This window comes from Phaeobacter sp. G2, assembly GCA_025163595.1.
Classification (GTDB): Bacteria; Pseudomonadota; Alphaproteobacteria; order Rhodobacterales; family Rhodobacteraceae; genus Pseudophaeobacter.
The window spans coordinates 2736198-2748323 of the sequence record CP104100.1 but is presented as its reverse complement, the minus strand read 5'-3'; the positions used below and the strand labels follow the sequence as shown (position 1 = coordinate 2748323).

Annotated in this window: 16 protein-coding genes; all 16 read left to right on the top strand. The window is 61.1% G+C overall.

Going from position 1 to position 12126, the window contains the following annotated elements; genetic code table 11:
- The first annotated feature begins 52 nt into the window (after positions 1 to 52).
- The 16 genes from N1037_13045 (at position 53) to N1037_12970 (ending at position 12126) form a co-directional block, all read left to right on the top strand.
- Positions 53 to 796 carry a 1-(5-phosphoribosyl)-5-[(5-phosphoribosylamino)methylideneamino] imidazole-4-carboxamide isomerase gene (locus tag N1037_13045; protein ID UWS78211.1) on the top strand — a complete coding sequence of 248 codons (744 nt, stop codon included), beginning with the start codon at positions 53 to 55 and terminating at the stop codon, positions 794 to 796.
- 282 nt (positions 797 to 1078) lie between these two features.
- Positions 1079 to 2344, top strand: a complete 1266-nt coding sequence (gene fabF, locus N1037_13040) for a beta-ketoacyl-ACP synthase II (GenBank protein UWS78210.1) — start codon at positions 1079 to 1081, stop codon at positions 2342 to 2344.
- Entirely contained in the window at positions 2345 to 3499 is a 1155-nt protein-coding gene (gene mltG, locus N1037_13035; GenBank protein UWS78209.1) for an endolytic transglycosylase MltG, read from the top strand.
- Between the two features lie 302 nt (positions 3500 to 3801).
- A complete protein-coding gene (locus tag N1037_13030) occupies positions 3802 to 4146 on the top strand; it encodes a recombinase (protein UWS78208.1) in 345 nt (114 codons plus the stop codon).
- Complete coding sequence (locus N1037_13025; GenBank protein ID UWS78207.1) at positions 4130 to 5416, top strand: terminase family protein; 1287 nt, start codon at positions 4130 to 4132, stop codon at positions 5414 to 5416. The genes N1037_13030 and N1037_13025 overlap by 17 nt, the downstream gene beginning before the upstream one ends.
- 177 nt (positions 5417 to 5593) lie before the next feature.
- Positions 5594 to 6805: a phage portal protein gene (locus N1037_13020; GenBank protein UWS78206.1), complete on the top strand. Its 1212-nt coding sequence runs from the start codon at positions 5594 to 5596 to the stop codon at positions 6803 to 6805.
- Positions 6798 to 7016 carry a hypothetical protein gene (locus tag N1037_13015; GenBank protein ID UWS78205.1) on the top strand — a complete coding sequence of 73 codons (219 nt, stop codon included), beginning with the start codon at positions 6798 to 6800 and terminating at the stop codon, positions 7014 to 7016. The genes N1037_13020 and N1037_13015 overlap by 8 nt, the downstream gene beginning before the upstream one ends.
- A 32-nt stretch (positions 7017 to 7048) precedes the next feature.
- Positions 7049 to 7642 carry an HK97 family phage prohead protease gene (locus N1037_13010; protein ID UWS78204.1) on the top strand — a complete coding sequence of 198 codons (594 nt, stop codon included), beginning with the start codon at positions 7049 to 7051 and terminating at the stop codon, positions 7640 to 7642.
- On the top strand, positions 7639 to 8820 hold the full coding sequence (locus N1037_13005) for a phage major capsid protein (protein UWS78203.1): 1182 nt from the start codon (positions 7639 to 7641) through the stop codon (positions 8818 to 8820). The genes N1037_13010 and N1037_13005 overlap by 4 nt, the downstream gene beginning before the upstream one ends.
- Before the next feature lie 165 nt (positions 8821 to 8985).
- A complete protein-coding gene (locus tag N1037_13000) occupies positions 8986 to 9585 on the top strand; it encodes a head-tail connector protein (protein UWS78202.1) in 600 nt (199 codons plus the stop codon).
- A complete protein-coding gene (locus N1037_12995) occupies positions 9582 to 9929 on the top strand; it encodes a head-tail adaptor protein (GenBank protein ID UWS78201.1) in 348 nt (115 codons plus the stop codon). Before N1037_13000 ends, N1037_12995 begins: the two co-directional genes overlap by 4 nt.
- Positions 9926 to 10333 (top strand): DUF3168 domain-containing protein, encoded by a 408-nt coding sequence (locus N1037_12990; protein UWS78200.1) that lies wholly within the window; start codon positions 9926 to 9928, stop codon positions 10331 to 10333. The genes N1037_12995 and N1037_12990 overlap by 4 nt, the downstream gene beginning before the upstream one ends.
- Before the next feature lie 72 nt (positions 10334 to 10405).
- Complete coding sequence (locus tag N1037_12985) at positions 10406 to 10819, top strand: phage major tail protein, TP901-1 family (protein UWS78199.1); 414 nt, start codon at positions 10406 to 10408, stop codon at positions 10817 to 10819.
- 3 nt (positions 10820 to 10822) lie between these two features.
- Positions 10823 to 11176 carry a gene transfer agent family protein gene (locus tag N1037_12980; GenBank protein UWS78198.1) on the top strand — a complete coding sequence of 118 codons (354 nt, stop codon included), beginning with the start codon at positions 10823 to 10825 and terminating at the stop codon, positions 11174 to 11176.
- A complete protein-coding gene (locus N1037_12975) occupies positions 11173 to 11406 on the top strand; it encodes a phage tail assembly chaperone (protein UWS78197.1) in 234 nt (77 codons plus the stop codon). The genes N1037_12980 and N1037_12975 overlap by 4 nt, the downstream gene beginning before the upstream one ends.
- Positions 11407 to 11469: 63 nt before the next feature.
- The gene (locus tag N1037_12970; protein UWS78196.1) at positions 11470 to 12126 is read left to right on the top strand and encodes a phage tail tape measure protein; all 657 of its coding nucleotides are present in this window, start codon (positions 11470 to 11472) and stop codon (positions 12124 to 12126) included.

The window sequence follows — 12126 nt, the reverse complement described above, 5'->3', positions numbered from 1 at the left end:
GCTATGATATGTGTTATCATGCAAAGGCTGAGCAACGAGGAGGGGATTGAGGATGCAAATTTATCCAACAATGGAGCTGCTGGACGGGCACTGTGTGACCTTGGAAAAGGGGCGCCTGGACGAGCCCCAAATCTGGCACGTGGATCCTATTGAAAAAGCCAGGGAATTCGCCGCCTCCGGGGCGGAATGGATGCATCTGACTGATTTCAATGCTGTCAAAGGCGACGATCAAAACAGCGACCTGGTTAAGGAAATAATCCGCACCGCGGGTATTCCGGTGCAATTGGGCGGCGGCATGCGCAGCCGGGACAGCGTCGAAGCCTGGATCGACCAAGGCGCTGGTCGTGTTGTGGTTGGAACGCTGGCGGCGCTGGATCCTACTTTGGTGTGCGAGTTGGCCAAACAACATCCCGATCAAATTGTTCTGGCAGTCGATATCTGGCAGGGGCAGGTTATGACCGAAGGCTGGCTGAAAGCCGGCGCTTTTGAGCCGGAAACCTATATCGCTGCCTTTGGCACCGCCCCCTTTGCTGGAATCATTGTCACCGATATCGACAGCGATATGTCTGATATCGAGGCGCAATTGGGATTGATCTCAGGCTTGGCGTCTGTGGCTCACTCTCCAGTGATCGCAAGTGGCGTTGTGCGCAGTGCGGACGATATTTCCCGCCTGAACTACATCCCCAATATTGCCGGTGCCCTGGTCGGGCGGGCCCTGTTCCGCAAATCCCTGAGCTTGGAGGACGCCCTTGCGATGGCGCAGCCTCAGGGCGAGCAAGTCGCTGAATTCATTTGACCTAAAATGGAAGCCCCTGTCGTCCCCTCCCCGGGGGGCGAACAAGTGGCGAACAAGTGGCGACCAGCACAGAGGGCTGTCCTGAGCCGGATACATTTGGCTCAAGGGCAGTCGGCCCCGATTGTGATGGCAGCCGGAAACCTTGCGGTTTGGGGCGGGCTGAGTGGCGAGCTTTCACCACTTTTTGGTTTCCCCTGCCAGAGGGTGCTATTGGCGCACTTGCACCCCTAGGGCAATCCAAGCTATCTGGTTGCGAATTGCCGAGGCAGAGGAGATCAAGGAATGCGTCGAGTCGTTGTAACTGGGTTGGGATTGGTGACACCATTGGCAACCGGAGTTGAAGAGACCTGGTCGAGCCTGTTGGACGGCCAATCTGGCGCCGGACCGATCACTCTGTTTGACGCAGAGGCCAGTGGTGTCGCCACCACCTATGCCTGCGAAGTCTCTCGCGGTGACGGCACAAACGGCACCTTTAATCCGGATGACTGGGTGATCAAGAAAGATCAGAAAAAGATCGATGACTTTATCCTCTATGGTATCGCTGCTGCTGAGATGGCTGTGCGCGATGCGGATTGGACACCGGAAGACACCGAAAGCCTGGAACGCACCGGCGTGATGATCGGCTCTGGCATCGGCGGGTTGAGCTCGATCGCGGATACTGCGGTGATGATCAAGGAAAAGGGTCCGCGCCGGGTCTCTCCTTTCTTTATTCCTGGCGCGCTGATCAACCTGATTTCTGGCCAGGTCTCAATCCGCTTTGGCTTCAAAGGTCCCAACCATTCGGTTGTGACGGCCTGCTCAACCGGAGCCCATGCCATTGGCGATGCGGCCCGGCTGATCAAATCTGGCGATGCCGATGTGATGATTGCAGGCGGCGCCGAAGCCGCCATTTGCGAAATTGGCATTGCTGGCTTTAACGCCTGTAAGGCCTTGTCGACCAAACGGGCAGATGACCCCAAATCGGCGTCGCGCCCCTATGACGCCGATCGTGACGGATTTGTCATGGGCGAAGGTGCCGGTGTTGTGGTGCTGGAAGACTACGACCATGCCGTGGCCCGTGGTGCCAAAATCTATGCCGAGGTCCTGGGCTATGGCCTGTCGGGCGATGCCTACCATATCACTGCCCCCTCCGAAACCGGCGAGGGCGGCGAGCGCTCCATGCGCGCGGCGTTGAAAAATGCGGGACTTGAGCCCAAAGACGTTGATTACATCAACGCCCACGGCACCTCGACCATGGCCGACACGATTGAACTGGGCGCGGTTGAGCGGATGCTGGGCGATCACGCGGGCAATGTCACCATGTCCTCGACCAAATCCTCCACCGGTCACCTTTTGGGCGCGGCTGGCGCAATTGAGGCGATCTTCTCGATCCTGGCGATTCGCGATCAGGTTGCACCGCCCACCATCAACCTGGACAATCAGGCGGTTGAAACCCCTATTGATCTGGCACCAAATGCCAAGCGCGCGCGCAAGATTGACGTGGCCCTGTCCAATTCCTTTGGCTTTGGCGGAACCAATGCCTCGGTTGTCTTTGGGAAGCCTAAATAAATGTGGCGCAGCCTGGCTTCGAATATGCTGACCGTCCTGGTGGTGCTGCTGTTCCTTTTGGGCGGTGTCATCCTCTGGGGTAAGTCGCAGTACACCGCGCAAGGGCCGCTGGAGACAGCGATCTGTCTGCAGGTACGCCCTGGGTCAAACATGACCCGGGTCAGCGCCGAGCTGGAACAGCAGGGGGCGGTAAGCTCCGGCGTGTTGTTCCGGGTCAGCGCCAAATACACCGAGAAGTCGAACCAGCTCAAAGCTGGTAGCTTTCTTGTCCGTCCGGGGACCTCGATGGAGCGTATTCTCGATCAGATCACCATTGGCGGCGCCAGCACCTGCGGCACGGAGGTGGTGTACCGTGTTGGCGTGACCCGCCTGCGGGCCGAGGTGCGTGAACTGGACCCGGTCTCCGGAAAATTTGTCGAACGGGCTGATTTTGAGCTCGGCGCGGACGATGTTCCGGCAATCTTTACCGAGTTGAAATCCGCCACAGATACCCGTTTCCGGGTAGCCTTGGCCGAGGGTGTGACCAGTTGGCAGGTGGTGAATGCCCTGCAAAACATCGACATTCTTAGTGGTGACCCAGGTGAGCGTCCCGCAGAAGGCATGTTGGCACCTGACAGCTATGAAATTGTCAAAGGGCAGGCCCGCGACGAGATCCTGGCACAGATGCAGGACCGCCAGGAGCTGCTGATCGCGGCCGCCTGGGAAAACCGCAGCGAGGATGCGGCGGTTGAAACCCCTGAGGAAATGCTGATCCTTGCCTCGATCATCGAAAAAGAAACTGGCATCGCAGAAGAGCGCGGCCAAGTGGCCAGCGTCTTTACCAATCGGTTGAATCGCGGCATGCGCCTGCAAACGGATCCCACCGTGATCTATGGCGTAACCAAGGGTGAAGGCGTGCTGGGCCGGGGCTTGCGTCAAAGCGAGCTGCGCAAGGTAACGCCCTGGAATACTTATGTCATTGAAGGGTTGCCCCCAACACCTATCGCCAACCCTGGCCGCGCGAGCCTGTTGGCGGCGGTGAACCCGACCGAGACCGATTTCCTGTTCTTTGTGGCCGATGGTTCTGGTGGCCATGCCTTTGCTGAGACGCTGCAACAGCACAATCGCAACGTTGTTAAATGGCGCGAGATCGAAGCGCAGCGTAACAACAACTGATTGACCACCGCGCCAAGGTCTGAATGATCTTTGACCCCGTCCTCATCATCTGATGGGGGCGGGTTTTCTTTGCTCAGGGGCAGTGATCCGCGTCGGTTTGTTAATGTTTCCTTTTATTCTCGGACGCTTGGCAACCCAGGCACATTTGACTTTTGCCCAGGGCTTCGCCTAATTTATCGCGCAGCTGGTAAAAGATCGAAGATCACTTTCTTGCCCGTCGCGCCAGGTGCTTGGCGCCAGCGTTTGATCCTCTCAGTCTTTAGTCGTGTCGGGGGCCCTTTGGATGAAAGGCCCAGGCCCAGATGTCACAGACAGAGCAACCCCCAAAAACTCAAACCACGCAGGATCTGTTTCAGTCGCTTCAGCGTTCGATCCTGCGACTGCGTCAGGAGGCCGAAGACCTCCAGGAGCGGCTTGCCTCTTCCGAGGAGGAGGCACTGAACGCCGCGCTTCCCCGGATCGCAAAACTTGAGGGGCTTATCAGAGATTGCCAGAAAGTGGAGAAGACCCTTGTCGAGCAAAACCCCCAAGAGACCTGTGATCAACAGGGGCTTGATCTTGCCGCAGCCCGGGCTGAAATCAGCAGCCGCCTGGATCGCCTGCGCCACGCCCATGGTGCAGGAAACCTTGATGCAGGAGATGAGTGACAATGCCACCCGCTGCTTGCCCTATCTGTTTGAAGTCTGGGCTCATCCGCATCAGCTGGCACCCACGGGAGACTGGCGGAGCTGGGTAATCTTGGGGGGGCGCGGCGCAGGCAAGACCCGCGCCGGGGCGGAATGGATCCGCAGCCAGGTCGAAGGGGCCACCCCCTTGGCCCCCGGTCGCGCCCGCCGCTTGGCGCTGATTGGCGAAACCTACGATCAGGTCCGGGATGTGATGATCCAGGGGGACAGTGGTATCCTGGCCTGCACGCCGCCGGATCGCAGGCCCCAGTGGAAATCAGGGGAACGCAAGCTGATCTGGGCCAATGGCGCCATGGCCCAGGCGTTTTCTGCCCATGACCCCGAAGCGCTGCGGGGGCCGCAGTTTGATACTGCCTGGGCGGATGAACTGGCCAAATGGCGCCGCGCGCGCGAGGCCTGGGACATGTTGCAGTTTTCCTTGCGACTGGGGCAGGATCCACGGGTTTGTGTCACCACAACACCGCGCAACGTGGCGGTGCTGCGTCAACTGCTGCAAACGCCCTCTACGGTGCAAAGCCACGCCGCAACAGAGGCTAACCGCGCCAATCTTGCCGGCTCTTTCCTGACTGAAGTGCGCGCCCGCTATGCAGGCTCGCGTCTGGGGCGGCAGGAACTGGACGGCGTGCTGCTGAGCGATGTCGAGGGCGCCATCTGGCGGGCGGCTCAGCTGGCTGAGCTACAGGTGGCTGCGGCGCCGGTGCTTGATCGTATCGTGGTGGCGGTGGATCCGGCTGTGAGCTCGGGCAAGGCGTCGGATGCCTGCGGGATCATTGTCGCCGGCGCCTGCCTGCAGGGACCGGTGCAAAACTGGCAGGCCTATGTTCTGGCGGATCGAACGGTGCAGGGGGTGGGGCCGCTGACCTGGGCCAAGGCGGTGATTGCCGCCCATCAGGAGTTCGGCGCTGACCGGGTGGTGGCAGAGGTCAACCAGGGCGGTGCGCTGGTTGAAAACCTGCTGCGGCAGATTGATCCGCTGATCGGTTTTCAGGCGGTTCATGCCAGCCGCGGCAAGGTAGTGCGCGCCGAGCCCGTCGCTGCCCTCTATGAACAACGTCGGGTGCACCATCTGCCAGGGCTGGCCGAACTGGAAGAGCAGATGTGCCAAATGGCTGCGCAAGGGTTTCAGGGGCAGGGCTCACCTGACCGGGTCGATGCGCTGGTCTGGGCCATTCATCAGCTGATTTTGGATCCCGCCAGCCAAAAGCGACTGCCACGCGCCCGAATGGTCTGACGCTCAAACGGGGGATGCAACACCTCACCATCTGTATTTGTGTATTGAATACTATGTGTTAGGCCCTTTGTTTCCTCTGTGGGGAACGGTTGCCTTGGGGAATGTTCAGGTCAGCAGGTCATATCTTTTCTCCAGCAAAGGGCACGATGCCCGGATGATGGATCAAAGGAGCCGCCCATGAGGTTTGACCTACCCTGGCGCAAGAAACAGTCCAGCGAGCCCCTGGCCTCACCGGCCATGGTGAACCAGACCAAGGCCAGCGCTGCGGCGCGTGGCATTGCCTGGCAGGGCAGCGGCGCCTTCTCGCTGGCTGCCCGCGATACCAGCTCTTTGACGCGGCTTGGCTATCTGGGAAATCCGGTTGGGTTTCGCGCCGTTCGTATGGTGATCGAGGCGGCAGCAGCCCTGCCGCTGGTGGTTCAGGACGCGGCGCAGCGCTATGAAAGCCATCCGCTGCTGTCGCTCATCAGCCGCCCGAACGCGGCACAGACGCGGCAGGACTTTTTCGAGAGCCTGTTTGGCCATCTGATGCTGTCGGGAAACGCCTATGTCGAGGCGGTGAGCACCACAGAAGGTTGGCCTGCGGAGCTGCATCTGCTGCGCCCTGATCGCATGACAATTCTACCCGGCCCTGACGGCTGGCCCCAGGCCTATGACTATACTGTGGGGGGGCGCAAACACCGCTTTGCCTGCGAAGACGGGCGCGCTGCGGTGCTGCATCTGAAAAACTTCCACCCGCAGGATGATCACTACGGGCTGGCACCGCTGCAGGCGGCAGCGCTGTCGTTGGATGTGCATTCGGCAGCCTCGCACTGGTCAAAGGGGCTGTTGGACAATGCAGCTCGCCCGTCAGGCGCGCTGGTTTGGGCCGGGACCGATGGCCAGGGTAGCCTGTCAGATGACCAGTTTCGCCGCCTCAGTGAAGAGGTGGAGGCCAATTTTCAGGGTGCGCGCAATGCCGGGCGACCCATGGTGCTGGAAGGCGGGTTGGACTGGAAACCCATGGGGTTTTCGCCCTCGGACATGGAGTTTCAAAAAACCAAAGAGGCCGCCGCGCGGGAGATCGCCCTGGCCTTTGGCGTGCCGCCGATGCTGTTGGGCCTGCCGGGGGACACGGCTTATTCCAATTACCAAGAAGCAAACCGGGCCTTTTACCGCCTGACAGTGGTGCCTCTGGTGACCCGGATTGCGGCGGGGCTGTCAGAGTGGATCTCTGGCTATGGCAACGAAATCATCGAGTTGAAACCGGATCTTGATCAGGTTTCAGCTCTGTCAGAAGAGCGAGAGCGACAATGGCAGCGGGTCGCAGCTGCTGATTTCCTCAGCCAGACCGAGAAGCGTAAATTGCTTGGCCTGCCGCCATTGCCCGAGGGTGAGTTGGATGGCTGAGTACCCAATGCCGCCATTTGACTGTGCGCCGGGGCTGAGGCTGTCGGCCCATGAAAAGGTTATCGAGATCCAATTGCAGGCAGTTGAACGGCGACAGCAGCAGCTTGAGCAACTGTTGGAGCGGCTGGAGCGGCGCCTCTGGCTGACACTCTATGGCGTGGCCGCTGTGATACTGACACGGGTCTTTCAGTCTTTTTTGGCGATGAATTGACGTGGTTTCAATCTGTTATGTGAGGTTCTTCAATGGGTATTGAAGCAGGGTTTGAACATAAGTTTTCTCGCTTTGGGGAGATGCTGACGGTTCAGGATGACAGCGTGATCCAGGGCTATGCCAGCCTGTTTGGCGAGGCCGATCAGGGCGGAGACCGGGTCGCACCGGGGGCCTATGGGGCCTCGCTGCAGCGCCTCCATGCCTCAGGCTGTCGGGTAAAGATGTTGTGGCAGCACGATCCGGCCCAGCCGATTGGGGTCTGGGAGGAGCTGCGCGAAGACAATCGCGGGCTGTGGGTCAAGGGCCGCCTGCTGACGGAAATCGCACGCGGGGCCGAAGCGGCAGCCCTGATTGCCGCAGGCGCTATTGAGGGCCTGTCGATTGGCTACCGCACCAAGCGCGCGCGCAGGGGTGAGGACGGCGGACGCGTGCTCACCGAGGTCGAGCTTTGGGAGGTCTCTTTGGTGACCTTTCCGATGCTGCCAACCGCGCGGGTGATGGGCCAGAAATCCGACGCCGAAGAGCGCAAGCTGCGGCAACTGGCGGCTGATCTGCGCCGTGCCAGCCGCGACCTGAGCCATATGACCCTTTCCCCAACCTTGAACAGAACAGGACAAAAGAAATGACGAAAAGGGATACCCCGGACTTGGCCAATCAGGCAGTTCCTTTGACCCAGGAAGTCACCCAGGCGATGTCAGGGTTTCTGCGAGAGTTCAAAGGGTTTCAGGACGTTGTGAAAGTGAAATTCAAACAGACGGAAGAGCGAATGACCATGCTGGATCGAAAGACAAACCGGGCTGTGCGCCCGCATCTTGCAGCCGCAAGCACGGAGCAAGCCCCCCACCAGAAAGCCTTTTGCGGCTATATCCGCACCGGCGACGATAGCGCGCTTCGCGGCCTGATGCCCGAAAGCAAGGCCCTGTCGACCACCGTCAACAGTGATGGCGGCTATCTGGTGGATCCGCAGACCTCGGAGACGGTGAAATCTGTGTTGCAATCCACCGCGTCGATCCGGGCTGTGGCCACGGTGGTGAGCGTGGAGGCCACCTCGTTTGATGTGCTGATTGATCACAGCGACACCGGGGCGGGCTGGGCCACCGAGACCGATCCAACCGTGGAAAGCGGCACGCCGGTGATCGACCGGATCACCATTGCCCTGCATGAGCTGAGCGCGCTGCCCAAGGCCTCGCAGCGGCTGTTGGATGACAGCGCCTTTGACATCGAAGGTTGGCTGGCCGGGCGGATCGCCGACAAGTTTTCCCGCGCCGAAGCCGCGGCCTTTCTGACCGGCGATGGCATCGACAAGCCAACGGGTATTCTGACCCATCCGACAGTGGAAAATGGCAGCTGGAGCTGGGGCAGCCTTGGCTATGTTGCCTCGGGGGAAGATGGCGGCATTGGAGATGGCGACGCCATCATTGATCTGGTCTACGCCCTGGGGGCGCAGTATCGCGCCAATGCCAGCTTTGTGATGAACTCCAAAACCGCAGGCCTGGTGCGCAAACTGAAAGACGCCGATGGCCGCTTCCTGTGGTCCGATGGTCTGGCGGCTGGTGAGCCCGCGCGCCTGCTGGGCTATCCGGTATTGATTGCCGAGGACATGCCAGATGCCACCACGGACAGCCTGTCGCTGGCCTTTGGTGACTTTGCCGCCGGTTATACCATTGCGGAACGCCCCGATCTGCGGGTGCTGCGCGACCCCTTTAGCGCCAAACCCCATGTGCTGTTTTACGCCACCAAACGGGTGGGCGGCGATGTCAGCGATTTTGCTGCCATCAAACTGCTGAAATTCGGCCTCAGCTAACTGCTTTGGCTGAATGGGGAACCGGCAGCCCGGTTCCCTGGCGGGTACGCATTTTCTGGTTTTCTGTCGTCTAGCTGCTCCCCCTCCGTCCGAGCGGCAGAGAGCTTTGCGTGCCCGCTGAACCAGATTGGGACATCTTGGGGACCTGAGCCCGCGGAGTTGATGATGATGTTGAGCGAAGTGACACCGGTGCCGGATATGGCCCTGCCGCTGGAGGCCTTTAAGGCCCACCTGCGACTGGGCACCGGCTTTGGCGAAGATGACCTGCAGGACAGTGTATTGACCGGGTTTTTGCGGGCTTCTCTGGCGGCGATTGAAAACCGGACCGGCAAGGCGCTTTTGCAGCGCGGTTTCCTTTGGGTGATTACCGGTTGGCGGCGGCGGGATTGGGCTGCGCTGCCGCTGGCCCCGGTTGTGGCTCTGACCTCGGCAACCCTGTTTGATGCTGAGGGCGATCCCTCAACCCTGGCCACAGAGACCTTCTGGGTGGAACCCGACAGCCAGCAGCCCCGCCTGCACCCCCGCGCAGGATCGCTGCCCCGTCTGGAAAGCGGCGCCCGGCTTGAGATCACGCTGACCGCAGGAATGGGCGCCAGCTGGCAGGACCTGCCCCATGATTTGGCCCAGGCAGTTTTGATGCTGGCGGCGCATTATTACGAATACCGCGATGACACTGCTCTCCATGGCGGTTGCATGCCCTTTGGCGTTGTCAGCCTGATAGATCGTTACCGCCAATTGCGGATCTCCGCAGGGAGGGCATCATGACCCAGAGCCGCGCACCGCAGCTGCGCCGACGGCTGGTATTGGAAGACCCACAGCGGCTCAGCGATGGGGCCGGGGGCTATAGCGAAAGCTGGGCGCCGCTGGGTGTGGTCTGGGCCGGGCTGAGCGCTCAAACAGGGCGTACCGCCGGGCAAGAGGGCGGCAGCCTGTCGCTGCAGCGCTACAAGATCACCCTGCGCGCCACACCTCAGGGTAGCCTGTCGCGTCCGCGCCCTGGGCAACGGTTTCGTCAGGGTCAACGTCTGTTCCGTATCGAGGCGGTCAGCGAGGCAGACCCGGGCGGGCGCTATCTGGAGTGTCAGTGTATCGAGGAGGTGGCGCCATGACCTATGCGCTGGCCAGTGCTTTGCAGCAGTCGGTGTTTCAGCACTTGACGGCAGATGCCGGGGTGACGGCGGCCCTGGGCTCTGATCTGTTTGACGCCATGCCAACGGGCAACCTGCCGCAGATCTACGCGGTTCTGGGCTCCGAAGAGGTGCTGGACCGTTCAGACGCCAGCGGTCCGGGCGCCCGGCATCGTTTTACCATCAGCGTTTTCACCAGCAGCGCCGGCTTTATCGTCGCCAAAGAGGCCGCCGCCGCGATCTGTGATGCGCTGGTCGATGCGCCGCTAACCCTCAGCCGGGGGCGTCTGGTGGGGATCTGGTTTGAACGCGCCAGCGCCCAGCGCCTGACAGACGGCGGTCGCAGCATTACCCTGCTTTTTGCCGCGCGGGTGGAAGATGACTGAGGTCTAAGCTTCAGTTTTTGCATACAAACACCAATCCATACACACTTACTCAGTTAGAAAGGGAGCGCTGTCATGGCTACCCAAAATGGCAAGGATCTGTTGATCAAGGTGGATATGACCGGCGATGGTCAGTTTGAAACTCTGGCGGGGCTGCGCGCCACGCGGATCAGCTTTAATGCCGAAACTGTCGATGTCACCAGTCTCGAAAGCCAGGGTGGCTGGCGCGAGCTGCTGGCGGGGGCTGGGGTGCGCTCTGCCTCAATCTCGGGGTCGGGGGTGTTTCGCGATGAAACCACGGATGAGCGGGCGCGCCAGCTGTTCTTTGACGGGGTGACGCCGGATTGCCAGGTGGTGGTGCCGGACTTTGGCACCGTTGAGGGGCCGTTTCAGGTGACCGCGCTGGACTATGTGGGCAGCCATAATGGCGAAGCCACCTATGAGCTCTCCCTGGCCAGCGCTGGCGCGCTCAGCTTTACGGCGGCGTGAGCCATGCAACAACAGCTTGAAAACCCCTGGCGCGGTGAGGTGACGCTGGTCATCAACGACAGCCCCCATGTGCTGCGTCTCACCCTCGGCGCACTGGCGCGGCTGGAACAGCAGCTGCAGGAGGGATCGCTTGTGGCGCTGGTACAGCGCTTTGAAACGGGACGATTTTCGGCAGCTGATATTCTGGCGCTGCTGACTGCCGGTCTGGAGGGCGGCGGCCATGATCTGGACAGTTTGGATTTGGCCGGGGCCGAGATCACCGGCGGCGCTGTCGAGGCGGCAAGGGTGGCGGCGCAACTTTTGGCCCGCAGCTTTTCACTGCCGACGGAGGCACAGGGCCAGGAGGCCGCGTTATGACCGGGTTGGATGGGCCGGGGCTGGATTGGCCTGGCCTGATGCGGGCTGGTCTGGGCGGGCTGCGGCTGCAGCCGGCAGAGTTCTGGGATCTCACCCCGCTGGAATTGCAGCTGTTGCTGGGCCCTGCGGTGCAGGCCCCAAGCCTGACCCGAAGCGGGTTGCAGGCGCTGATGCAGCGTTTTCCTGATCAGCCGGACCTTCCTCCCCAGCAGAGTGAACACTCTGAGTAAGTTTCAATTTCCCCGCTTTGGCGTCGTCAGACGCTGACGGCGGATAGTACAAAGGATCGCACCATGGCTGACAGTCATGACATTGCCGCGTTGGACATCCAAAGCGGAGCACTTGGCGATACGCTGGGCGATGCTGCCGGAATGGCCGCCAGCTTTGAAGCAGAGTTGCGCCGGGTGCGTGATGCTTTTGAAGCCACTGGAAAGGATGTCGAAACCCTGGAACGTGGGTTGTCGCGCGGGCTGCGGCGATCCTTTGAACAGGTGGTTTTTGATGGCGACAGCCTGTCCTCGGCGCTGGATGGTCTGGCGCGCACGCTGGTCAAAACCACCTATAACGCCGCTCTGCGCCCGATCACCGATCACGTTGGCGGGCTGATTTCCACCGGGGTTGGCGATCTCATTGGCGGGCTGTTGCCCTTTGCCGATGGCGCGGCATTTTCACAGGGCCGGGTGGTGCCCTTTGCGCGCGGCGGCATCGTCAGCGCCCCGACCAGCTTTCCCATGCGCGGCGGCACCGGGCTGATGGGAGAGGCCGGCCCCGAAGCCATCCTGCCGCTGAGCCGCGGCACCGATGGCAGCCTCGGCGTGCGCTCACAGGGCGGCGGCACCACCGTGGTGATGAATGTCAGCACCCCCGATGTGCAGGGCTTTGCGCGCAGTCGCGGCCAGATCGCCGCCCAGCTGTCGCGCGCCCTGAGCCGTGGCAATCGCAACCGTTAG

What these genes read in the sequence shown, in the direction of transcription:
- N1037_13010 (UWS78204.1), top strand. Translation starts at nt 7,049, where the DNA reads ATGGGTATTGAAGCAGGGTTTGAACATAAGTTTTCTCGCTTTGGGGAG.
- N1037_13020 (UWS78206.1), top strand. Translation starts at nt 5,594, where the DNA reads ATGAGGTTTGACCTACCCTGGCGCAAGAAACAGTCCAGCGAGCCCCTG.
- fabF (UWS78210.1), top strand. Translation starts at nt 1,079, where the DNA reads ATGCGTCGAGTCGTTGTAACTGGGTTGGGATTGGTGACACCATTGGCA.
- N1037_13015 (UWS78205.1), top strand. Translation starts at nt 6,798, where the DNA reads ATGGCTGAGTACCCAATGCCGCCATTTGACTGTGCGCCGGGGCTGAGG.
- N1037_12990 (UWS78200.1), top strand. Translation starts at nt 9,926, where the DNA reads ATGACCTATGCGCTGGCCAGTGCTTTGCAGCAGTCGGTGTTTCAGCAC.
- N1037_12995 (UWS78201.1), top strand. Translation starts at nt 9,582, where the DNA reads ATGACCCAGAGCCGCGCACCGCAGCTGCGCCGACGGCTGGTATTGGAA.
- N1037_13005 (UWS78203.1), top strand. Translation starts at nt 7,639, where the DNA reads ATGACGAAAAGGGATACCCCGGACTTGGCCAATCAGGCAGTTCCTTTG.
- N1037_12980 (UWS78198.1), top strand. Translation starts at nt 10,823, where the DNA reads ATGCAACAACAGCTTGAAAACCCCTGGCGCGGTGAGGTGACGCTGGTC.
- N1037_13030 (UWS78208.1), top strand. Translation starts at nt 3,802, where the DNA reads ATGTCACAGACAGAGCAACCCCCAAAAACTCAAACCACGCAGGATCTG.
- N1037_13000 (UWS78202.1), top strand. Translation starts at nt 8,986, where the DNA reads ATGATGTTGAGCGAAGTGACACCGGTGCCGGATATGGCCCTGCCGCTG.
- N1037_12970 (UWS78196.1), top strand. Translation starts at nt 11,470, where the DNA reads ATGGCTGACAGTCATGACATTGCCGCGTTGGACATCCAAAGCGGAGCA.
- N1037_13045 (UWS78211.1), top strand. Translation starts at nt 53, where the DNA reads ATGCAAATTTATCCAACAATGGAGCTGCTGGACGGGCACTGTGTGACC.
- N1037_12985 (UWS78199.1), top strand. Translation starts at nt 10,406, where the DNA reads ATGGCTACCCAAAATGGCAAGGATCTGTTGATCAAGGTGGATATGACC.
- N1037_13025 (UWS78207.1), top strand. Translation starts at nt 4,130, where the DNA reads ATGCAGGAGATGAGTGACAATGCCACCCGCTGCTTGCCCTATCTGTTT.
- N1037_12975 (UWS78197.1), top strand. Translation starts at nt 11,173, where the DNA reads ATGACCGGGTTGGATGGGCCGGGGCTGGATTGGCCTGGCCTGATGCGG.
- mltG (UWS78209.1), top strand. Translation starts at nt 2,345, where the DNA reads ATGTGGCGCAGCCTGGCTTCGAATATGCTGACCGTCCTGGTGGTGCTG.